This is a genomic window from Nocardiopsis oceanisediminis, from assembly GCF_048595525.1.
In the GTDB taxonomy this organism is placed as follows: domain Bacteria; phylum Actinomycetota; class Actinomycetes; order Streptosporangiales; family Streptosporangiaceae; genus Nocardiopsis_A; species Nocardiopsis_A oceanisediminis.
This window is the reverse complement of sequence record NZ_JAFMZJ010000001.1, coordinates 3,188,249-3,209,542: the sequence shown is the minus strand read 5'-3', so window position 1 is coordinate 3,209,542 and position 21,294 is coordinate 3,188,249. Positions and strand designations below refer to the sequence as shown.

Here is a 21,294-nt window from a genome sequence, read left to right as displayed (position 1 = left end):
CGGACGCCCGGCAGGCGGGCGGGCCCGTCCGGCGGCGCGGGAGGCCCCGCCCAAAAAACGGATAGCTCATCCGGTTAGTGCTAGGGTCGACTCAACCGGATTAGTTATCCGTTTTTCTGCGAGCGAGGAGACGGCCATGGAGCGCACACCGCCGAACACGCCCGGAGCGGCAGGGGACCCGGGCCCGTGGAACCCGGCCCGCCTGCCCGACCAGAGCGGGCGCACCATGGTGGTCACCGGCGCGACCTCGGGCATCGGCTACTTCGCCGCCGAGCAGCTGGCCGGCGCCGGGGCCCGCGTGGTGCTCGCCGGGCGCTCGCCCGAGCGGCTGCGGACCGCCGAGGCCGCGATCCGCTCCCAGGTCCCCGGAGCCGCCCTGGACCGGCTCGTCGTCGACCTCGCCGAGGCGGCGTCGGTGGCGGCCGCCTCCGCCGCGCTGGCCGGACTCGACCGGATCGACGGCCTGCTCCTCAACGGCGGCTCCATGGCGATGAAGGCCGCCGAGACCACCGCGGAGGGCCTCCCGATGCAGCTCGGCACCCACCTCGTCGCCAACGTGGCGCTCACCGCCGGTGCGCTGCCCGCACTGGCGCGCACCGGGGAGCAGAGCGGCGCCCCCGCGCGGGTCGTGCACACCTCCACGGGCTTCGTCGACCTGCTCCGCCGGCCCGTCACCGACCCGCTGCGCACCTCCGGGATCGGCGTGGTCGCCTACACCAGGGCCAAGGCCCTCACGGAGGTGTTCGGCTCCGAACTCGACCGGCGGCTGCGCGCGGCGGAGGTCCCCGTGCTCTCCCTGGTGGTGCGGCCCGGCATCGGCGTGGACGCCCGCACGCCCCACCGCCCGGGCGTCCGCGACCGCACCGTTCCGCTGCGGCGCAACCCGTACACCCCCTGGGCGCAGGGCAAGGACGCCGCCGCCTGGCCCGCGGTCCGGGCCCTCACCGACCCGCGCGCGCAGGGCGGGGAGTTCTACGCACCCCGGAACGGCGTCCGCGGCCTGCCGGTGCGCTCCGGACCCCGGCGGCCGGCCCCGCCGGAGCACGTCGACGCCCTGTGGCAGCGGTTCGAGGAGCTGGCCGGGGTCGCGGTCCCCGTCCCGGCGGCCGTGCGCCCGGACTGACCCGCCGGGCCCCCACCCGCGCCCGTCAGTGGGCGGGCACCGACACGCAGACCATCGTGGTGTCCTCGAGGGCCTCCACGGTCCCGGGGGCCTCTTCGGGGACGTGCACGAAGTCGCCCGCGCGCACCGTCACGGCGTCCTCGCCGGCGCCCACCCGCAGCGCTCCGCCGAGCACCACCCACACCTCGGCGTAGGGGGCCGGCAGGTCGGCGCGCGCCCCGGCGCCGAGGAACGACGTGTAGGCGCTCATCGGCCCGCCGGCCTCTTCTGCCAGGGCGGGCGCGATGACGATCCGGTCGTTGAGGCGGACGGCGTCCTCCCCGATCTGCGAGCTGAACCTGCGGGCCCGCGGGGATGCATCGGCCATGGGGAACCTCTTTTCATGTGCGGTGGCCAGGCGTCCGGCCCGGCCGCGGCGTGCACGGGCGGCTCCCGGACCCCGAGTTCGCGGGCGATCGCCGGGACCTCGGGACCGGAGGCCCTGGCGACGGTGGTGACCATGGCCCGCTCCCCGGTGCCGGGGAGGCCCTCTCATCGGTCGACCGGAATCGTAGGACTTCGACTTAACTGGAGGTCAAGCGCCGGCGGCCCCGGGGAGCCGCCCGGGCGATGGAATACCATCCTTCCCCGTCACCGTGCTCGGACCGCGACCGAGGACGCCCCCGACGGAAGAGCAGGAACCGCCCATGCATCGGAAGACCGACCTCCCCCTCCGCCGGGACCGGGCCGCCGGAGTGCTGCTCGGCGCCGCGGCCGGCGACGCCCTCGGCGTGCCCTACGAGTTCGCGCCGCGCCTCGGCGGGCACGAGGAGCCGCGGATGAAGGGCGGCGGGCTGGGCCCCTACGCACCCGGCGAGTACAGCGACGACACCCAGATGGCGGTGTGCCTGGCCGAGACCGCGCTGCACTTCCCCGACGTGCGCGGCGGCGAGGCCCGCCGGTACGCCGCCGAGGCCTGGCTGCGCTGGTACCGCGAGGGCGCCACCGACATCGGCAACCAGACCGCGAGCGTCCTCGCGGCGGCCGCTCCCCTCTCCGGCACCGGCGCGGTGGCCGAGAAGATGGCCGGGACCGCCCTGGACCGGTACCGGTCCGGCATCCCCAGCGCGGGCAACGGGTCCCTCATGCGCACGGCGCCCCTCGCACTGGCCTACCTCGGCGACCCCGGGGCCCTGGCGGAGGCCGCCTGGGACTACAGCGCGATGACCCATGCCGACCCCCTGGCCTGCGAGGCCTGTGTGCTGTGGTGCGAGGGCGTCCGCCATGCCGTGGTGCACGGCACGTTCGACGGCGTGCGGGCGGGCCTGGACCTGATCGGCGCGGAGGGCCGCGACCGGTGGCGGACCTGGCTGGACGAGGCCGAGGCCGAACCGCCGGGCCGCTTCTCCCCCAACGGCTTCGTCGTCCCCGCGCTGCAGGCCGCCTGGTCGGCCGTCCGCCGCACCCCGGTCCCCGAAGGGGAATCCTCCTCCGGCCACCTGCGCCTCGCACTGGAGGCCGCCGTGCGCGCCGGGGACGACACCGACACCGTCGCCGCGATCGCCGGGGCCCTGCTCGGCGCCTGCTGGGGGGCTTCGGCCGTCCCGGCCCGCTGGCGGCGGGCCGTGCACGGCTGGCCCGGCCACCGGGCCGAGGACCTGGCCGCGATGGGCGTCCGCATCGCCTTCGGAACCGGCCGGAACGAGGCGGGGGATCCCCCTCGGAGCTCGGACGCCTGACGCCGGGCGGGCGAGGCCGGTCCGGGCAGGGGCCGCGTTCGACGGCGGCGCGCTCGGGCCGGTCCGGCCGCGCCCTTCAGGGACGGCTCACCGGGCCTCCCCCCGGCCGCGGAGCCCATCGCCCCCGTCCTGCCCGCCGCCCGGCCGGAGGGCCCGCCCCGGGGCGCGCAGCTCCGACCAAGCGCCGCGGACCAGCTCCAGCTCGCGCCCGAAGAGCAGCTGGTACTCGTCGAAGTGGAGCAGCCGGATGCGCCCGCCGCCGCGGCGGTAGGCGAAGGCGAGGAGGCCCGGCGGGCCCAGCGGCGGCGTGGCGTCGGAGTTGCGCTCGGTGCGGATGTCGGTGATCTCCTCCCAGCTCAGCCGCCGGACGCGGAGGACGCCGCGGACCCGGACCCCCCGCAGGTCGACCGAGGTCCCCGAGCGCCGCAGCGCCCACACCAGCCAGCCGAAGACGCCCAGGCCGACGCAGCTCGCCAGCGGCGGAGCCCACCCGGGCGCGGAGTCCTCCGGCGCCGCCCACGGCCCCAGCACCGGCAGGCAGAACCACAGGGCCAGCGCGGCGGTCGCGATCCGCCTCTGGCGCGGCATCATCCGGTACTCCCGCGGCAGCGCCTCCGTCGCGTCCATGCCCACCTCCCGGGCAGAGGGTAGGAGGCCGAGGGAAACGGCGGGGGAACCGGCCGTGGCCGCAAAGCGCCGCCGGGGCCCGGGGCCGGCCGATGCTCCGCCTCCCCCGCCCCCGGAATTCACATATTCACCCGCTTTTCCGCGGTAAAGGCCCCGTTCACCTCCCGGGCCCGCAAAGGACGGCGAGGACGGGGCATTCCCCGCGGTGGACGCGGTTCGGGCACCGCCGAGAGCGGCGAACCCCCGAGAACTCCGCCCGGGTTACCGACGCCCCAATCGGAAAGGAACTCTCCTCGGCGGGGATTGACGCGGACCGGGACGGAATGCTCAATGGTGTACATGCGATTTTCCCCGCTCATCTCGCGTATCGGCGGTTCCGCCGCACTCGTCGCCGCATTCCTCTTCGGCGGCGCGACCGCCCCGGCCCAGGCCGACGTCGGAAGCATCTGCTACACCGGCCTGCCCTCCCAGGCGCACGACACCCTCGACCTGATCGAGGCCGGCGGCCCCTTCCCCTACCCGCAGGACGGCTCGACCTTCCACAACCGGGAAGGCCTCCTCCCGCCCCAGGACACCGGCTACTACAAGGAGTACACCGTCGAGACCCCGGGCTCCCCCGACCGCGGGGCGCGCCGCATCGTCACCGGCGACTCCCACCAGGAGGACTACTACACCGCCGACCACTACGCCTCGTTCGACCTGGTCGACTACGGCTGCTGACCCCGGCAGGGTACCCTCCCGCCCATGACGGCGACCTACGTGATCGAAGGCCGCGAGGTGACCAGCCTCGAGCGCTTCTGGGAGGTCATCGGCGAGGCCGTGAACGGCCCCGGCGGCTACTTCGGTTCGAACCTGGACGCGTTCGCCGACTGCCTGAGGGGAGGGTACGGCACCCCCGGCGACGGCGACTTCGTCATCGAGTGGCGCGACCACGAGGCCTCCCGCGAGGCACTCGGCCACGCCGAGACCGTGCGCCGGCTCCGGGCCCGCCGGGACCGCGCCCACCCCGCCAACCGGGCGGCGGTCCAGGCCGAACTCGACCGCGCCGCGGCCGGCCTGGGCCCGACCGTGTTCGACTGGCTGGTCGAGGTGATCGAGACGGAGGCCCCGGGCCGGCTCCGGCTGGTCTGACCCGGCGGACGGCCGGGGAGGCGGAGCGATCGGGCCCGCCTCCCCGGCCGCACCCGTGTGCGGGGCCCCTGCTGAGCGCCCGCTCCCGCCGGCGCCGGCCGACCCGGCTTCATCAGGGCGGACCTGCCCGGCGTCGCCGCGACCCGGGCCGCGATCGGCCGCGGCCCGGTCCTCCCGCTCGGCTTCCCGCCCCGGATGACCGACCGGCAGGGGCCCGGCCGGCGCAGGATCCCGGGGGCGGCGGCGCCGGTGAGCCCGCCGCGCCCGGCGGGACACCGCGCCGAGCGAAGCCGGCGCTCACCGGCCCCGCGATGCCCCTGCCGGTCCCGCGCACGGGACCCGGGCGACCCTCGGGCCGGCGGATGCTCCGGTCACGGTGCGGTGGAGGACCCGACGCCCGCCCCCGCCCCGCCCGCCACGGGCTCAGCCGCGCGGCGGGTTCCGGCGCGGGCGGATGGTCGCGTTGGGCAGGCCGGGCGCGGGGAGCCGGTCGCCGTCGTAGCCGTCGACGGCGCCGAACCGGTCGGATGCGCGCCGCCACTCCTCGCGGGCCCGGACGATGTCCTCGTGGCTGCGGCCGACGAAGTTCCACCACATGACGATCTCCTCCTCGAACGGCGCACCGCCGAGCAGCAGCAGCCGCGCCGGGCCGTCGGAGTCGTTGGCCAGCGCCAGCGTGTCCCGCCCGGGGCCGAGGTAGCCCAGCTCCGCCCGGCGCACCGGGGTCCCGCACAGGCGGACGTCGCCCTGGTCGACCAGGACCCCGTGCTCGAAGGCGGGGTCCACCGGCAGCTCCGCGGCCGCGCCGGGGCCGAGCAGGAGTTCGGCGCCGAGCAGCGGGGTGAAGGTCGGCACCGGGGAGGCCTGCCCGGCCAGCTCGCCCAGGAAGACCCGGGCCTCGGCGCCGCCGACCCGGACCGGCTCGGGGACGTGGTGCCGGAAGTCGCGGCCGGCGTCCCGGGCCTCCTCCGGCAGCGCCACCCACAGCTGGGCCCCGTGCAGGACGGTGGTCCCCGGGGTGGAGACCTCCGAGTGGCTGATGCCGTGCCCGCCGGTCATCAGGTTGAGCTCACCGGGCCGGACGAACGCGTGGCTGCCCAGGCTGTCCCGGTGCTCGATCTCCCCGCTGAACAGCCAGGACACCGTCTGCAGACCGGTGTGCGGGTGCGGCGGGACGCGCATGCCGCCGGTCGCGGCGACGTCGTCGGGGCCGTAGTGGTCGGCGAAGCACCAGGCGCCGATCAGGGTCCGGGCCCGCTGCGGCAGGGTGCGCCGCACCGTCATCGCCCTCGGCCCGCCCAGCGGCACCTCGCGCGCGGACAGCACCTCGACCCGCGGCTCCCCGCCCGGCCCGCCGTGCGCCGAGGCCGCGCACCGCACCTCGGCCGGATCCGTCTCGACGTTGCTCACCCTCGCCGCCCTCCCCCGTGGCCCCGCGGCCGCGGCGCTCCCGCCGCCGTGCCCGGATCATAGGCCACCCCGCCCCAGGGGGCCCAGGCCGGAGGGGCGCCGGGGCCCTTCCCGCCCGTCCCCCGCGCCGCCCCGGTGCCCCGGCAGGAGGCCGGCGCGGCGTCCACCGGGCATGCGGCCGGGACCCCGGCCCTACCCCGCCTGGGCCGCCCCGACGGGCCCGGGTCCCCGCCGGGGCAGAGGCGGCGGCACCGGGAGCGGCGGGGCGGACACGCCGCCGGCCGGGCGACCGCCTGCGCGCCCGCCCGCGCTCGGGGAGGCGCCCTCCCCCGGCCGGACGGCGCCTCTCATCGCGGCCGGCCCCGCCCTTTCCGCGGCTTCTCCGGGGCACCGCGGGCCGGTGCCCGTTCCGGGTTCGCCCCGCCGACCGCGTCGCGCACCGACGCCGCGGGGCCGAGCGGAGGCGCCGCGCCCGGCGCCGGACCACCGCCGCGCCCGACGGCCGCCCCCTGCCCTTCCGGGTCGGCCGGGACGTACCCGCCGACCGTCCCGGTCTTCTCGGACGGTTCCTGCGGCGGTTCGAAGCCCCCGCGGGCCTCGGGCCGCTCCGCGGCGGGAGCGCGGCCTCCTCGATGCGCGGCCTCCTCGGCGCCCAGCGGCTCATGGCCGCCCACCATACGGTCCGCCTGGACCGACAGCGGGGCGAAGCGCTCGGGCCGGTCCCCCTCGCCGAGGAGCCGCGGCGCGAGCCCTTCGGGCAGCCGCTCGTAGGCCTCCCGGGCCGCCCCTCGCAGGCGGCCCGACCGCTCCCCTCTTCGGGCCGCGGCGAGGTCGCGGAACGCCTCCACCGAGGCGCGCCCCGTGCCATAGGTGCAGATCCCGAGGGCGAAGACCCCGATGAGGCCGCCCGTCCCGGCGACGGCCGCGGTACCCGTCATGGCCGCGAGCACCATCCACAGGGGAGCGATGCTCCGATTCGCGCGGCGGCCCATCTCGCTCTCGTCCAGCTGCTCCACCGCTTGCACGAAGTCCTGGACCCGCTCGGCGTCGGCGGCGGAGCGCCCGGCGGAGGCGCGGCGCACTCCCTCCAGATAGTCCAGGACCCTCCTCCCCCGCTCGATCTGGCGCGACCGCATCCCCGGCTGAAGGAGGAAGCCGGCCGCGAACACCCCCGCGATCGATGCCGCGGAGAGCAGCAGCGCGGAGAGGAGGCCCGAGGCCGAGACCCCCGCCACGACCGCGACGGCGGTGGCGGCCCCGAAGACCCCCATGGCGGTCCAGGGGCTCCCGGCGCCGGCGTGCTCGAGGCCGGCGAGGCGCTCCGCGCGCCGCCGGATCATCCCATCGACGGTCTCCCGGAACTCATCGCGGTCGTCCACTGAAAAGAACTCCTGAATATCCCGCCGCCGCTCACCGCGCGCCCGCACTGCGCCGTGAATCCGCCCTCTCCGCCTATCGGGACCTCCCGTTTCCCTGCTTCTTCCGAAATTCGGCGACCCGGTGGGGGAGCACGGACCTCTCGGCCCGCTCCCGGTGGACCGTCGTGTCGCCTCTTTTGAGGCCCGTTCCCGGGTCGTCCCGGAGGATGAGCGCCACGCTCTTCGACCTCCGCCCCTCTTTCTCCTGCACGTGTTCTCCTTCCCGGCGCGGATCCCGGTCTCCCGGGCCTCTCCGCCGATGTCCGTGCCCGCCTCCCGCCCCGTTCGGAAGAAGCGGCTCCCCGGCGGTTCGGCGGACCGGAGACTACTTCACCCGTTCGACCGCATCGAGACCCCGGCAGGGATTCTTTATCCACCGCGATCGAAAATCGGCCCGGACCGCCACTCCGAGGTGGCGTCCCGGACCACGTGCGAATTCCCTCCGGTGCGCGGGCGGCGGCGCGCGGGACCGCGGTGAATCGGACCGGGGGGACTGAACGGGATCGCCGACGCGGTGGCGGGCACCCGCCCGCCGCGGACGCGCACCGGGCGCGAGGCCGTCGGGCGCGGGCTCCCGCCGCTCGGGCCGGAGCGGGCCCTGCGCCCCTCGGCGGAGGCGGGGGCTCGGCGCCGGACGGGCCCCGGCCGGCGATCGGTCAACCGGGCGGGACCCGGGCCCCGCCGAGGCGGTCGGCCAGGTCGGCCAGGCCGTCGGCGTGCAGGTCGAACCGGTCCGAGGGGGCGGGCGGGTCGCCGACCGGGCGGGCGACGTAGGCGGTGCGCAGGCCGAGGCGCTGCGCGGCCCGGAGGTCCCAGGCGTGTGCGGCGACCATCAGCAGCCGCTCCGGCGGGCGCCCGGAGGCGTCGACGGCCAGCCGGTAGACCGCGGGGTCCGGCTTGTAGGTGCGGGCGTCCTCGGCGGAGAGGGCCAGGTGCCAGCGGAGTCCGGCGCGGGCGTTGATCTCCAGCAGCGCCGTCCGGCTCGCGTTGGAGAGCCCGATCAGCGGGAAGTGCTCGGCGAGCCGGGCGAGGCCGGCCGCGGCGTCGGGCCACGGCGGGGGCGTGCGGGCGGAGAGGGCCAGTTCCTCGGCGGCGGCCGGGGCTCCGGCGGCGCCGGCGACGAGCCGGGCGGCTTCCAGGTCGATGGTGTCACTGGCGCGGTAGGGCCGCTCCCCGTCGAGGATGCGGCGCTGCTCGCGGTCGACGTGCCGCCGCCACAGCTCCAGCAGCCGCTCGGTCCCGGGGCCGTCCGGCGGCGGGTCGAGCGCGCGGATGCCGGCGCGGATGCCGGCGGGTTCGTCGACGAGCGTGCCGAGCACGTCGAAGACGAGGGCGTCGATGTCCGGCTCCGGCATGGGCTGGTCCTCCTCGCGGGAGACGGGGCGCGGCGGCCGCCCCCTCCGCTCGCACGGCCGGAGCCGGAGCGGGCCGCCACCCCGAAAATGTAAGGGGCTAAAATCACTTTTAGTTGAACGTAGTGGAGGCAGGTAAGGGATGCAAGTCGGTTTCAACGATTACACCTGGGCCGCGAACATCGCGACCGAGCTGGTCAACACCACCGCAGAGGTCTGGCGCGGCGACGACCGCCTGCCCGACCCGGCCGCCCTCGCCGCCTTCGCCGACCTGCACGGCGGCCCGCCCGGGGGCGACGGCGGCGCCTCCGGCTCCCTGTCCGGGCTGGCCCGGCGGGCCGGCCCGACCGAGCTGCACGCCGTGCACCGGCTCCGCGCCACCGTGCGGGAACTGATCGACCGCCCCGACCGCGGGCTCCTCATCGCCGGGGCCACCGCGCTCACCGCGCCCGCCCGGGGCGCCACGCTGCTCCCCGACCCCGCGCACGAGGGGCGCACCCGCTGGGCCGCCCCGCTCCCCGAGGGCGCGACCGCCGCCGACGCCCTTTCGCTGATCTGCGGCGTCGGCATCCTCGGAACGGTGCACAGCCTCGGCGAGCGGCGGTTCCGCCAGTGCTCCGCGCCCGCCTGCCGGGGGGCCTTCATCGACACCACCCGGCCCGGCCGCCGCCGCTACTGCATGCCCGACCTGTGCGGCAACCGGGTCAACGTCGCCAACCACCGCGCCCGCCGGGCCGCGGCGCGCGACCGGCCCGCCGGCCCGGAGTAGGGCCCCGGACGGCGGCGGCCGCAGCGGCCCCGGGGCGCCCCGCCCCGCCGAGGGCCGTCCGGCTCCGCGGAGGCCGGCGGCTATCCTCTCCCCCATGTCCGAACCCGACGCCCCCGGGCCCGCACGGGCGCCCGGCACTCCCCCGACGTCCGGACGCCGGCCGATCGGCGCCCTCTTGGTCCCGATCGCGGCGACCCTGCTCACCCTGCTGACGCTGCCTTTCATGGCGTTCGAAGCGCTCCTCAGCACCGAACCGCCGGAATGCTTCCTGACCTTCACCGACGTCGCTCAGGCGCAGTGCGACGCGGCGCTCAGCGACGGACACGACCTGAGCCCCGCGATCCTCCTCGGGGCGGCGGCCGCGGTGGAGTTCGCCGCCTTCGTCGCGCTATGGGCGCTGCGCCGCCGGACGGTTCCGCGCTGGACGCTGTTCGGAGTGGTCGTCGCGGCGGCGCTGTTCTTCTTCCTGTTCCCCCGCCCGGTCTGACCTTGGTGCCAGGGGCCGCTCCGAGCGCTGCGAGTCGTATCCGATACCCGGCTCGTACAACGTAGATCTGGTTTTGTCCGGCTATGCGGGCCGATGCCCGGAAGCTTCCGCTCCTCCCGTTCGGGGCCGGCCGCCCCCTCGCGGGGCCCGACCGCCGGGGCGGCCGGCCGTGCCGGCCCACACGGCGAGCCCGAGCAGGGCGTACGAGGCGCCGGCCAGGCAGGAGGCCCACCACCCCCAGGAGGCGTAGGCCCAGGCCGAGGTGACCGCGCCGAGGGCGGACCCCAGGGAGTAGAACGCCATGTAGGCGCCGATGACGCCGCTCGCGCGGTCCGCGTGCGCGGTGGCCAGCAGGTGCTGGCTGCTGACGTGGACGGCCTGGACCGCGAAGTCCAGCAGCACGACGCCGGCGATGAGGGGCCACAGCACCGGCTCCGTCCAGGCGATGAGCGGCCAGGACGCGGTCAGCAGCACGAGGGACCGGCCGCTGACCGCCTCGGCGCGGCCGCGGTCGGCCCACCGCCCCGCGCGGGCCGCCCCGAGCGCCCCGGCCAGGCCCGCCAGTCCGAAGAGGCCGATCTCGGCGGTGCCGAGCGACCACGGCTCGGCGCCGAGCGGGAGTGCCAGTCCGCCCCAGAGCGTGCCGAATGAGGCGAAGAGGAAGAGCGCGATGAGGCCCCGGCCGAGGAGCAGCCGGTCCGTGGCGGCCAGCCGCACCGTCGAGCCGACCGCCCGCGCGTACCGCACCCGGGCGGTCCTGGGGTCCGGGCGGAGGGCCGCGCGGGCGGTGGCGGCGAGCGCGAGGCAGAGCAGCGCGAGCACGAGGTAGACGGCGCGCCAGCCGGCCGCGCCGGCCAGGGCGCCCGCCAGGACGCGGACGCCGAGGATGCCGACCACCACCCCCGACGTGACCGCGCCGATGCTGCGCCCCCGCTCGCCCGGCGCGGAGACGGCGGCGGCGTAGGCCACCGCGATCTGCACCACGACCGCGAAGAGGCCGGCGGCGGCCAGCCCCGCCGCCGCGACCGGCCCGCTCGGGGCGAGGGCCGCGGTCCCGGCCCCCGCGGCGACCAGCACCAGGTGCGCGGTGATGAGCCGGCGCCGGTCCAGCACGTCGCCGAGGGGGACCAGCAGGACCAGGCCGGCGAGGTAGCCGAACTGCCCCGCGGCCGCCAGCCACCCCAGCGACTCCGGCGCCAGGCCCAGTTCGGCGCCCGCGGGCTCCAGCACCGGCTGGATCGCGTACACCGTGGACACCGCCGCGGCGCACACCGCGGCCAGGACGGCGCGCTGCGCACTCGTCACGCCCACCGCCACACCCCCATTCAGTTTCAAAATGAAACCATTGAAGGGTAGGGCACAATGGTTTCAAAGAGCAACCGATGGAAGGAGAGGGCCCGATGGCGGACACGCAGCCCGGCCGCGACTGGACCGATCCCGACTGCCCGGTCGCCCGGACGGTCGATCTCGTCGGCGACCGGTGGAGCCTGCTCATCGTGCGCGACGCCATGGACGGCCCGGCGTCCTTCACCGGGCTCCGCCAGGGGCTCGGGATCGCCCGCAACATCCTCAGCGACCGGCTCCGCAGGCTCGTCGAGCACGGCGTACTGCGCACCAGCCCCAGCGGCAGGCGGCACGTGTACGAGCTGACCCCGGCCGGAAAGGACCTGTTCACCGCCATCGTGGCGCTGAGGCAGTGGGGCGAGCGGCACGCGTTCGCCGACGGCGAGCCCCGGTCGCGCCTCCTCGACGCCGAAGGCCGGCCGGTCGCCGAACTCCGCCCGCAGAGCCGGGACGGCGCCCCTCTGAGCAGCGACACGACCCGGGTGGAGAGGGCCGGCCGGGACCGCTGAGGGGGCGGGGCCGACCGCCCGGACCGCTCCCCGCTCCGCGCGCCGCCGCGCAGGCCCACCGGGCCGGACGGGGGCTCCGCGCGCCCGGCCGCTCGCCGGAGGGGCGGGAGCCCCCCGGGCCGCCGGCCTGCGGCGCCGTCCGCGCGCAGGCGGCCGGGGGGCTCGCCGGGCGCATGCTCAGCACCCCGCGGAAGGGGCCCGCGGGGAGGTGTCCCCGACCGCGGGCCGGTGGGTCGACCGGGAGCGTCCGCCGGGACGGCGGTCAGGCCGCGAGATCGGCTGGGCGGCCTCCCCCGCCGCACACCCTTCTCGCTGCGCGCCCGGGACCGCTCGCGCCGCCGCCGGGCGAGCACGCCCGGGGCCCGGGCGTCGGCGTCGCGCCGCCGGAGGCAGGCGTGCAGAGCCCGTGCCCGCGCCGTGTGGCGGGGATGGCTCGAGTCGGCGATGGCGAACCGGCGCAGCGCCCCGACGTGCGCCTCGATCGGGTCGGCCCAGCAGGCGCGGGCGGGGGCGGAGCACGGCCCGGGCTTGTGCCGGCGCTCCCGGGCGCGGACCCGCGGGGTCTTGCGGGCGGACAGGTCGTCCATGGTCACGTAGACCGGGGCACCGTCCGGGCGTGCGGCCCGAATCGATTCGAGCGCGGTCGACGCGCCGGCCTCTCCCGCCCTGTCCGGGATCACGGGCCCGGCGAGCGTTCCGGTCAGCCCACTAGGTCCTGTCTGGAGTTCGGATCACCAGTTCGGCAGATCGCCTGCGCACCGGGAGAGGGCCTTGATAGAGCATCTGCCATGGCACGAGGCGACCTCACCGACGAACAATGGGCCCTGATCGAGCCCCATCTCCCGATCGCCGCGGTCGGCCCGGTCCCCGACCTGCGCAAACACTTCAACGCGGTGATGTGGCGGTTCCGCGCCGGCGCCCCCTGGCGCGACCTGCCCGCTGAGTTCGGGCCCTGGCAGAGCGCCTATGACCGCTTCCGCATCTGGGCGCGGCAGGGCGTCTTCCAGCAGCTGATGGAGGCGGTGATCGCCCAGGCCGCCGCACGCGGCCAGACCGATCTGGGCCTGGTCAGCGTGGACTCCTCAACCGCCCGGGCCCACCACCACGCCGCCGGGATGGCCCTGGCCCCCGAGCAGCTGGCGGCCCTGGAAGCGGCCGCCGAGGCCGAAAAGGGGGCGGGGCGAAGGGACAACAGCCCCAAGACGGACAGGCGGGCGCCGAGCGCCGGCGCCTGCGCCGACGGCGCAGGGCCCGTTTGAAAGCCGCAGGGCTGGGGCGTTCCCGGGGCGGGCTGACCAGCAAGATCCATCTGGCCGCCGACCGGCGCTGCCGCCCGCTCTGCTTCGTCCTCACCCCCGGCCAGGCCGGCGACAGCCCGCAGTTCGTCCCGGTCCTGGGGCGGGTGAAGGTGCGCGGACCCCTCGGGCGCCCCCGGACCCGGCCGGGCGCGGTGGCCGCCGACAAGGCCTACTCCTCCCGGCGCAACCGCGGCTACCTGCGGCGGCGCGGCATCCGGGCTGTGATCCCGGAGAAGGACGACCAGTCCGCCGGCCGCAAGAGGCGCGGCAGCGCCGGCGGGCGGCCGGTCTCCTGCGACGGCGCCCTTTATGCCGAGCGCAACACGGTCGAGCGGTGCATCAACCGGCTCCGGAACCGGCGCGGTATCGCGTTCCGCTTCGACAAGACCCCGCAGAGCTATGAGGCCGGGCTGCACCTGTGCGGTGCGATGCTGTGGATCCGCAGCATCACACCGCGTTCATGACCCGAACTCCAGACAGGACCTAGTACTGCAACGACACTCCGTGATGCGGGGGACGTGGCATCGTTGACCGCATCGTGGTGAAGCAGACAATCGAAGGCCGGTCAGATGCGTTTCTTGACTTCACGGCCCGGTTCGCGGGACGTTTCGGGCGGGTGGAGCCCCGGCGGCGGATGGTGTCCTACCTGCGGGGGCTGCTGAGCGAGACAGAGCGGAAGAACGGCTGGACCCTGGCGGAGGCCGCGGGGGACGACGGCCCCCAGGGCATGCAGCGGCTGCTGAACCACTACCTGTGGGACGCAGACGCGTTGCGCGATGATGTCCGCGATGCGGTGATGGAGCATATCGGCGACCCCGAACGAGGAGTCCTCATTCTCGACGAGACGGGATTCCTCAAGAAAGGGGTCCGGTCCGCCGGCGTGGCGCGCCAGTACTCAGGGACGGCCGGCCGGATCGAGAATTCCCAGATCGGAGTGTTCCTGGCCTATGGGTCGGACCGGGGGCGAGCGCTGATCGACCGGGAACTCTACCTTCCCAAGTCCTGGACCGAGGACCGGGAGCGCTGCCGGGCCGCCGGAATCGGCGATGACATCGATTTCGCCACCAAGCCGGACATGGGCCTACGCATGCTCCAGCGCGCGGCGGGGGCGGGAATCCCGTTCGGATGGGTGACCGCGGATGAACTCTATGGCCAGACGAGCCGTATCCGGGTGTGGCTGGAATCCCACGACATCCCCCATGTCCTGGCCGTCCCGAAATCGCAGATGGTCATCACGATGGAATTCTTCGGCCAGGCCCGTGCGCACCAGTTGGTCAGCGACTTGCCTGACGAGGCATGGGAGCGTCTGAGCTGCGGCGACGGCGCCCGCGGCCCGCGCGTCTACGACTGGGCCGCAGCTGCGGTCCGGCCCTTCAGGCGTGAAGGATGGGACCATTGGCTGCTGGCGCGGCGCAGCATCGCCGACCCCGCGGACATCGCCTACTACATCTGCTTCTGCCCGGCGGGGACGGCGCTGGAAGAGATTGCGCGGGTCGCGGGATCGCGGTGGATGGTCGAGGAGTGTTTCCAGGCCGCGAAGAATGAAACCGGACTCGGCCACTACCAGGTCCGCGGCTACACCGCATGGTATCGGCATATAACCCTGTCCATGGCCGCCCTCGCCTTTCTCGCCATCCTGCGAGCGGAGGCAAAAAGGGGGATGCGGAGACTGTAGCCGGCCATCCCCTGGCGCCCGTGACGATGAACGAGGCCCGGCGGCTCTTCAACCGCATCACCTTTCCGGTTCGCAACGGTTCCCGGCACGCCCTTGCCTGGTCCCAGTGGCGAAGAAGAAGCCAGGCCCGAGCTCGCAGCAGCCATTACAGACGCAGAGTGCATCACGAAGTGTCGTTGCAGTACTAGTCGTCCTCGTCCTCCTGGTGGTGGTCGAGGTTGACCGTCCCCCGGCGCCAGTAGCCGTCCACCTCGAAGGACTCGCCCTTGGCCAGGCCGCGCTCCTTGAACAGGCGGCGGATCGGCTTGAGCACACCGGCCTCCCCCGCGGCCCAGGCGAACACGTCGCCCTCGGGGAACTCCAGCGCCTCGACGGCGCGGAGCAGCAGGTCGGTCGTGCCGGGCTCGCGCCCGCCCCGGTGCAGCCAGGTGACCGAGGCCCGCTCCGGCAGGTCGATCTCCTGCTCCTCCTCCGGGCCGGCGACCTCGAGGAAGGCGTGCACCCGGGCGTCGCGGGGCAGCTCCTCCAGCCGGCGGGCGGCGGCGGGCAGCGCGGTCTCGTCCGCGGCGATCAGGTAGTGGCCGAAGCCGGAGGGGACGTGCTCGGTGCCGCGCGGCCCCAGGACGCCGAGGCGGTCGCCGGGCCGGGCGCGCATCGCCCACCGGCCCGCCGGCCCGTGGTCGTGCGCGACGAAGTCGATGACGAGCCGGCCCGCCTCCGCGTCGTAGGCGCGCACGGTGTAGTCCCGGATGACCGCGCCCGGGTCCCGGAAGTTGACCGGCCGGTCGTTCTCCACCCGCGGCAGCACGTGCTCGCCGGTCTCCTCGTTCGGGAACCACAGCTTCACGTGGTCGGCGAAGTTGTCGGTGCGGAACCCCTCCAGGTCGGGGCCGGTGAAGACCACCCGCACCATGCGGGGCGTGACCCGGGCGACCTCGGCGGCCTCCAGGACCCGGGGCCGGAGCGGGTAGATCTCGAGGCGCGTCCCGCGCACCGGCAGAGCCATCGGTTCACTCCCCGTCGTCACGTCCATGAGGCGAGCCTGACCTTACCACCGCGGTCTCCGCCCGCCCCCTCCCCGGCACTGCCCCGAGGGCCCGTGCGACCGCGCGGACGCGGCGACCGCGCAGGTCAGCCTGCCCGCACCGCGATGAGCGCCACCGTGGCGCAGTCCGCGCGGAGGTCTCCCCCGGTCTCCTCGGCGGCGGCGCCGACCTCCTCCAGCACCCGGGCCGCCCGCTCCTGCGGCAGCCGGGTCAGCGCGCCCGAGGAGGCCATCCGGTCGAGCCACTCCTCCCGGGTGCCGGAGCGCTCCCAGTCGAACCGGAGCCGCTCCGCCGCGCCGAACCCGCCGGCGGCGCGGATCCCGCCGGCGGCCGCGTCGAGCAGCGACCACTGGGCGCCGGCCTCCCGGTCCCGGACCGCGCCGACGTCGAACGGGGCGTCGGGGGCCGCTCTGCGGCAGGCCTCGGCGAAGGCCTCCGCGATGCCGGGCGGGAGCCGGAAGACGTGCCAGAAGAGCGCCAGCAGGCCGCCGGGCCGCAGCACCCGCGCCGCCTTGGCGGCGCCGGCCTCCGGGTCCACCCAGTGCCAGGCGGTCCCGGAGGCGACCGCGTCGAACCGCCGCCCGGCTGGGTCCCAGTCCTCGAACGCGGCCGTCTCGACGCCGATCCCGGTGCGCAGGGCGAAGGCGGCCATCCGCTCGTCGGGCTCGACGCCGAGGACGCGGTGGCCGGCCGCCCGGAACTGCCGGGACGCGATGCCGGTGCCGCAGCCGACGTCGAGGAGGTCGGGCCCGGGTGCGCCGGCGGTGATCCGCTCCACCAGGGCGTCGGGGTAGCGGGGCCGGGACCGGTCGTAGCGCTCGGGATCCGCGCCGAACGACTCGGCCGTCCGCCGGTCCCGGTGGGCCCGGTCCGCGGAGCCGTCCGGCCGCTCCGGAGGTAGAGTGGGCATGCGCCCACCTTAGTGGGCACGTGCCCACTCGACAACCGGGGCCGCCCCGGCGAAAGGGACCGAAGAGAAGGGGAGGGCGCACCGTGCCGACCGGGGTGCACATCCGCGACGTGCGCGAGCAGCTGTTCGGCGCCGCCGAGCGCGTCCTGCTCCGCGACGGGGCGAACACGCTGACCAGCAGGGCTGTCACCGCGGAGGCGGGCTGCGCCAAAGGCGTGCTGCACCGGCACTTCGCCGACTTCGACGCCTTCCTCGCCGAACTGGTGCTCGACCGCATCGGCCGGCTCGGCGCCTGGTCCGACGCCCTGCGCGGCTCCGCCGGGACCGGCACCGTCGCCGGCAACCTCGCCGGCGCGCTGACCGAGCTGTTCGGGCCGGTCGCCGTGGCCGTCGTGGCGCTCGCCGTGTTCCGCGACGGGCTCCGCGCCCGGCTGCGCGAGGCCGGCTCGGCCGGCGTCCCGCTGCTCACCGAGGCCGCCGGGATGGTCGCCGGCTACCTCGCCGCCGAGCGGGAGCGGGGCCGCATCGCGGCCGGCGCCGACGTCGGCGCCCTCGCCCCGGCCCTGGTCGGCGCCGCCCACCTGCTCTTCGCCGCCCGGGGAAGCGCACCGCCGGACGCCGAGGAGGTCCGCAGGGCCGTCGCCGCGGTCCTCGCCGGGGCGCTGCCGGAGCGGCCCCCGTCCGGGCCCGCCGGACCGGCGGGCCCGTAGTCACCGGGGCCCGGTACCGTCCGCGGCGGGCCTCCCCCCGGGGGGCCGCACCGCCGAGAGGCCCCCGAGCGAGGAGGAGCGGAATGACCGGCCCGGAGCGGCACGTCCAGGACATCATCGACTTCACCGGCCCCTACGCACCGGTCTACTGGTCCCTGGACTGGGCCGTGATCGAAAAGGCCCTCGGCCACCCGCTGCCGAACGACTACAAGGCGCTGTGCGCGTCGGTTCCCCCGGAACGTTCTCCGACTTCTTCTCGGTGCCCCACCCCCTGGGGATCGGGAACGCGAACCTCCTCCGCGCCGACCGGTTCTTCCGCGGCGTCCTCGCGGAACTGATCGGCATCTACTCGGACGAGGACCTTCCCGAGTACGTCGACGAATCGCGCCTGTTCCCCTGCCTGCTGACCGACAACGGCGACGTGGGCTACTGGGTGGCCGACACCGGCGACCCCGACGGCTGGACGGTGGCGGTCAACGCGGCGCGCAGCCCCGACCGGCGCCGCACCGGCCGCTCGCTGAGCGCCCTGCTCCACTCCCACGTCACCGCCGAGGAGATCCAGGACGGGCCCTTCGGATCGGTCTTCGAGGAGGGCGACAGAGCGGAGTTCTCCTCCGACTTCTGAGCGCTCGCAGAGCGGTCCCGCGCCCTCCGGGGGCACCGGCCCCGGCTCAGCGCGACGGCGCCGCCGCAGCGGCCTCTTCCGGCCGGGGCCCGGCCACCGCCGCCAGCCGGGCGGCGGCCTCCGCCGCGCCCCGCTCGTAGGAGCGCTCCGCGGCGAGGCGGAGCGCCCGCCCGTAGAGGCCCCGCGCGGCCGCCGCGTCGCCCCGGTCCGCGGCCGCGTGCCCCAGGCAGAGCAGCACCTCGACCGCCTCGCCCCACAGCCCCAGCTCCTCGGCGCCGCGCAGGCCCTCCTCGAGCAGGGCCGCGGCGGCGGCGCGGTCCCGCTCCGTCCCCGCGGCGCGGGCCAGCGAACCGCCGGCCCGCAGCCGCCCCCACCGGTCCCCGGCGGCGCCGAAGAGCTCGGCGCTGCGCCGGGCGTCCGCCCGTGCGGCGGCGGACTCCCCCGCGTCGGCCCGGTGGTCGGCGCGCTCCGCCAGCGCGGCGGCCTCGGCCCACCGGTCGCCGGCCGCGCGGGCGGCGGCCAGCGCCTCCTCGACGAAGCGGAGCGCCGCGCCCCGGTCGCCCTCCCGGTAGAGGGCGGTCCCCACCGCGCAGAGCAGCCGGGCGCGGAGCGCCGGGCCGGCCGCGTCGGCCCGGTCCGGGCGCCCCTCGAAGGAGGCCAGCCAGGCCCCGGCGACGGCGCGCGCGTCCGGCGGGCCGCCCGGGAGCGCGAGCGCGGCGGCCAGCGAGCGCCGCGCCTCGCTCCGCCGGCTGCGCAGCGTCCAGTACCAGGCCAGCGCGTTGGCCAGGCGCAGCGCCGGCCCGGCGTCCGCCCGGCGCAGCGCCAGCTCCAGGGCGCGGCGCAGGTTGACCGTCTCGGCGTCCAGCTCCGCCAGGGCGCGGCGCTGCCCCGCTCCGCGCAGCCGCTCGTCCGCCGACTCCGCCCGCTCGGTGTGGAAGCCGGTGAACCGGAGGCGCGCCTCCTCGGCCTCCCCCGCCTCCGCCAACCGCTCGGCGCTGTAGGCGGCGACCGACTCCAGCAGCCGGAACCGGTCGCCGTTCCGGACCACCAGCGACCGGTCGACCAGGCGGGAGAGCACGTCGAGCACGCCGCCGCCCGGGGGCCCGCCGGCGCAGAGGGCCCGGGCGGCCTCCAGGGTGGCCCCGTCCGGGCTCACCGCCAGGCGGCGCAGGACGGCGCGCTCCTCGCCGGCCAGCAGCCCCCAGCTCCAGTCGATCATCGCGCGCAGCGTCTGCTGCCGGGTGGGGCGGCCGCGGCCCGGGCCGGTGGGCAGGGCGAAGCGGTCGTCCAGCCCGGCGGCGATCCGCTCGGGGGCGAGCGCGCGGATCCGGGCCGCCACCAGCTCGATGGCGAGCGGAATGCCGTCCAGCCGGCGGCAGATCGCGGCGACGGCGGGGGCGTTCTCCCCGGTCAGCTCGAACCCCGGGGAGGCGGCCCGGGCCCGCTCGGTGAAGAGCCGCACCGCGCTCGCGGCGGCGATCCGCTCCGCGCCCCCGCCGGGGGAGTCCGCCGGCAGGGCCAGCGGCGGAAGCGGCAGCACCGTCTCGCCGGGAACGTCCAGGGCCTCCTGGGTGGTGACCACGGTGCGCACCTCGGGGGCGGCGGCCTGCAGCGCGCCGGCCACCTCGGCGACCTGCGCCACCACGTGCTCGCAGTTGTCCAGCAGCAGGACCAGCCGCTGCTCGGCGAGCGCGCCGCAGAGCCACTCCACCATCCCGGCCGGCTCCGCGCCGGCGGCGCCCTCGCACAGCCCCAGCACGGTGACGACCCGCTCGGCGATGTCGGCGGCCGTGCAGCGGCGGTCCACCCCGGCGAGTTCGACCAGCCAGGCGCCGCCGGGGAACTCCGGGCGCAGCGAGCGCACCGCGGCCACCGCCAGCCGGGTCTTGCCGACGCCGCCGGGGCCGGTCACGGTCAGCAGGCGGCCGCCGTCCGGGGCGCGGAGCGCCCGGTGCAGCCGGCCGACCTCCTCCTCCCGGCCGATCAGCGGGGTGGCCGGTGCGGGCAGGTTGCTGCGCGGGCGCTCCTCCGGGCGGGGCGGCGGGGCCGGGCGCGCGGCCTCCCCGCGCAGGATCGCGGTGTGGACCTCGCCGACCTGCGGGCCGGGGTCGACGCCGAGCTCGTCGCGGAGCCGGTCCCGCAGTGCGCGGAAGGCGTCCAGGGCCTCCCGCCTGCGGCCGGCCTGGTACAGGGCCCGCATGTGCAGGGCGTGCAGCCGCTCCCGCAGCGGGTGCCCGCCGACCAGTTCCCGCAGGTCGGGGAGGGCGCCGTCGGCGTCGCCGAGTTCGATGCGCGCCTCGGCCAGGCACTCGGCCGCGTCCAGGCGCAGCTCCTCCAGACGGGCGGCCTCGGCCCGGGTGAACGCCGCGTCGGCGAGGTCCGCGTAGGCCGGGCCCCGCCACAGCCGGAGCGCCCCGGTGAGCAGCCGGGCCCGCTCGCTCGGGCCGCCGGCGCGGTGCGCCTCCTCGGCGGCGCGCCGGAACCGGTCCGCGTCGAGCCGGCCCTCCTCCAGGCGGATCCGGTAGCCGGCCGGGGTGTGTACCACCTGGTCGGCGCCGAGGACCCGGCGGAGCTGGGAGATCTTGGTCTGCAGGGTGTTGCGCGGGTTCCCGGGCGGGCGCCCCTCCCAGAGGTCCTCGATCAGCCGGTCGGCGGAGACCGGGGCGCCCCCGTGCACCAGCAGGACGGCCAGGACGGCCCGGACCTTCGCCTCCGGGACCGCCACCCGCCGGCCGCCGGAATCCCGCACCTCCAGCGGACCGAGCACCCCGTAACGCATGCGCCCAGCCTAGACGCCCCGGCCGCTCCCCGGTTCCGGCGGTCCGGGGCGCTCTCCGCCGCGGCCGCCGGTGCGCTCCGCGGCGGTGGACCCGTGCCGCCCGCAGAAGCGCCCGGCCGGACCGCCGGTCGGGAACGCCCACGGCTCCGGCCCGGTCGGCGCCGCCCGGCCGGGTGCGCGGAGCGGCCGCCGAGGCCCCGGCCCCGCCAGGCCGCACCGGAGCGCGGCCGGCGCCGGCCGCGCGGCGAAGAACCGGTTCATCGGCGTGCGGGGGAACGGATGACCGCAGGCCCGAGGGCGGCCGCATCCGGTTCTCCGCGGCCTTCGCCCGCCGCCCCCAGCCGTCCGTGCGCGCCCCGTGCG

At 76.7% G+C, this 21,294-nt stretch carries 18 protein-coding genes and 2 pseudogenes; 11 read left to right on the top strand and 9 right to left on the bottom strand.

Annotated elements, in window-relative coordinates; translation table 11 throughout:
• The first annotated feature begins 136 nt into the window (after positions 1-136).
• Entirely contained in the window at positions 137-1,123 is a 987-nt protein-coding gene (locus J0910_RS14045; RefSeq protein WP_420158949.1) for an SDR family NAD(P)-dependent oxidoreductase, read from the top strand.
• A gap of 25 nt (positions 1,124-1,148) precedes the next feature.
• On the opposite strand, the gene J0910_RS14040 is transcribed toward J0910_RS14045, so the two are convergent.
• Positions 1,149-1,490 carry a cupin domain-containing protein gene (locus tag J0910_RS14040; protein WP_420158948.1) on the bottom strand — a complete coding sequence of 114 codons (342 nt, stop codon included), beginning with the start codon at positions 1,488-1,490 and terminating at the stop codon, positions 1,149-1,151.
• A 319-nt stretch (positions 1,491-1,809) separates the two neighbouring features.
• On the opposite strand from J0910_RS14040, the gene J0910_RS14035 reads away from it, so the two are divergent.
• The gene (locus tag J0910_RS14035; protein WP_420158947.1) at positions 1,810-2,841 is read left to right on the top strand and encodes an ADP-ribosylglycohydrolase family protein; all 1,032 of its coding nucleotides are present in this window, start codon (positions 1,810-1,812) and stop codon (positions 2,839-2,841) included.
• A gap of 87 nt (positions 2,842-2,928) precedes the next feature.
• On the opposite strand, the gene J0910_RS14030 is transcribed toward J0910_RS14035, so the two are convergent.
• Positions 2,929-3,468, bottom strand: coding sequence for a PH domain-containing protein (locus tag J0910_RS14030; RefSeq protein ID WP_420158946.1), 540 nt, complete (start codon positions 3,466-3,468; stop codon positions 2,929-2,931).
• Between the two features lie 339 nt (positions 3,469-3,807).
• On the opposite strand from J0910_RS14030, the gene J0910_RS14025 reads away from it, so the two are divergent.
• The gene (locus tag J0910_RS14025) at positions 3,808-4,188 is read left to right on the top strand and encodes a guanyl-specific ribonuclease (RefSeq protein ID WP_420158945.1); all 381 of its coding nucleotides are present in this window, start codon (positions 3,808-3,810) and stop codon (positions 4,186-4,188) included.
• 24 nt (positions 4,189-4,212) lie between these two features.
• Entirely contained in the window at positions 4,213-4,599 is a 387-nt protein-coding gene (locus J0910_RS14020) for a barstar family protein (protein WP_420158944.1), read from the top strand.
• Positions 4,600-5,022: 423 nt separating this feature from the next.
• On the opposite strand, the gene J0910_RS14015 is transcribed toward J0910_RS14020, so the two are convergent.
• The 3 genes from J0910_RS14015 to J0910_RS14005 form a co-directional block, all read right to left on the bottom strand.
• Positions 5,023-6,009 (bottom strand): pirin family protein, encoded by a 987-nt coding sequence (locus J0910_RS14015; protein ID WP_420158943.1) that lies wholly within the window; start codon positions 6,007-6,009, stop codon positions 5,023-5,025.
• A 347-nt stretch (positions 6,010-6,356) separates the two neighbouring features.
• Positions 6,357-7,388 (bottom strand): hypothetical protein, encoded by a 1,032-nt coding sequence (locus tag J0910_RS14010; protein ID WP_420158942.1) that lies wholly within the window; start codon positions 7,386-7,388, stop codon positions 6,357-6,359.
• 695 nt (positions 7,389-8,083) lie between these two features.
• Positions 8,084-8,782: a haloacid dehalogenase type II gene (locus J0910_RS14005; protein WP_420158941.1), complete on the bottom strand. Its 699-nt coding sequence runs from the start codon at positions 8,780-8,782 to the stop codon at positions 8,084-8,086.
• A 139-nt stretch (positions 8,783-8,921) separates the two neighbouring features.
• Between J0910_RS14005 and J0910_RS14000 the strand changes: the two genes are divergently transcribed.
• Positions 8,922-9,548, top strand: a complete 627-nt coding sequence (locus tag J0910_RS14000; RefSeq protein WP_420158940.1) for a CGNR zinc finger domain-containing protein — start codon at positions 8,922-8,924, stop codon at positions 9,546-9,548.
• Positions 9,549-9,642: 94 nt separating this feature from the next.
• Entirely contained in the window at positions 9,643-10,035 is a 393-nt protein-coding gene (locus J0910_RS13995; protein WP_420158939.1) for a hypothetical protein, read from the top strand.
• Between the two features lie 81 nt (positions 10,036-10,116).
• Here the strand turns inward: J0910_RS13995 and J0910_RS13990 are convergent, their stop codons facing one another.
• On the bottom strand, positions 10,117-11,346 hold the full coding sequence (locus J0910_RS13990; RefSeq protein ID WP_420158938.1) for an MFS transporter: 1,230 nt from the start codon (positions 11,344-11,346) through the stop codon (positions 10,117-10,119).
• An 89-nt stretch (positions 11,347-11,435) separates the two neighbouring features.
• Here J0910_RS13990 and J0910_RS13985 point away from each other — a divergent pair, with 89 nt between their 5' ends.
• From J0910_RS13985 to J0910_RS13975, 3 genes and pseudogenes are all read left to right on the top strand, one after another.
• Positions 11,436-11,888: a winged helix-turn-helix transcriptional regulator gene (locus J0910_RS13985; protein WP_420158937.1), complete on the top strand. Its 453-nt coding sequence runs from the start codon at positions 11,436-11,438 to the stop codon at positions 11,886-11,888.
• Between the two features lie 788 nt (positions 11,889-12,676).
• Positions 12,677-13,650, top strand: a pseudogene (locus J0910_RS13980) (IS5 family transposase).
• 170 nt (positions 13,651-13,820) lie between these two features.
• A pseudogene (locus J0910_RS13975) lies at positions 13,821-15,049 on the top strand (IS701 family transposase).
• Here the strand turns inward: J0910_RS13975 and J0910_RS13970 are convergent.
• Together J0910_RS13970 and J0910_RS13965 are read right to left on the bottom strand one after the other, a co-directional pair.
• On the bottom strand, positions 15,046-15,867 hold the full coding sequence (locus J0910_RS13970) for a siderophore-interacting protein (RefSeq protein WP_420158936.1): 822 nt from the start codon (positions 15,865-15,867) through the stop codon (positions 15,046-15,048). The pseudogene J0910_RS13975 and the gene J0910_RS13970 overlap by 4 nt on opposite strands.
• 125 nt (positions 15,868-15,992) lie before the next feature.
• Positions 15,993-16,817, bottom strand: a complete 825-nt coding sequence (locus J0910_RS13965; protein ID WP_420158935.1) for a class I SAM-dependent methyltransferase — start codon at positions 16,815-16,817, stop codon at positions 15,993-15,995.
• An 83-nt stretch (positions 16,818-16,900) separates the two neighbouring features.
• Here J0910_RS13965 and J0910_RS13960 point away from each other — a divergent pair, with 83 nt between their 5' ends.
• Together J0910_RS13960 and J0910_RS13955 are read left to right on the top strand one after the other, a co-directional pair.
• The gene (locus J0910_RS13960) at positions 16,901-17,527 is read left to right on the top strand and encodes a TetR/AcrR family transcriptional regulator (protein WP_420158934.1); all 627 of its coding nucleotides are present in this window, start codon (positions 16,901-16,903) and stop codon (positions 17,525-17,527) included.
• 217 nt (positions 17,528-17,744) lie between these two features.
• Positions 17,745-18,152: an SPRY domain-containing protein gene (locus tag J0910_RS13955; protein WP_420158933.1), complete on the top strand. Its 408-nt coding sequence runs from the start codon at positions 17,745-17,747 to the stop codon at positions 18,150-18,152.
• 46 nt (positions 18,153-18,198) lie between these two features.
• Here the strand turns inward: J0910_RS13955 and J0910_RS13950 are convergent, their stop codons facing one another.
• On the bottom strand, positions 18,199-20,931 hold the full coding sequence (locus tag J0910_RS13950) for an ATP-binding protein (RefSeq protein WP_420158932.1): 2,733 nt from the start codon (positions 20,929-20,931) through the stop codon (positions 18,199-18,201).
• Positions 20,932-21,294: the final 363 nt, after the last annotated feature.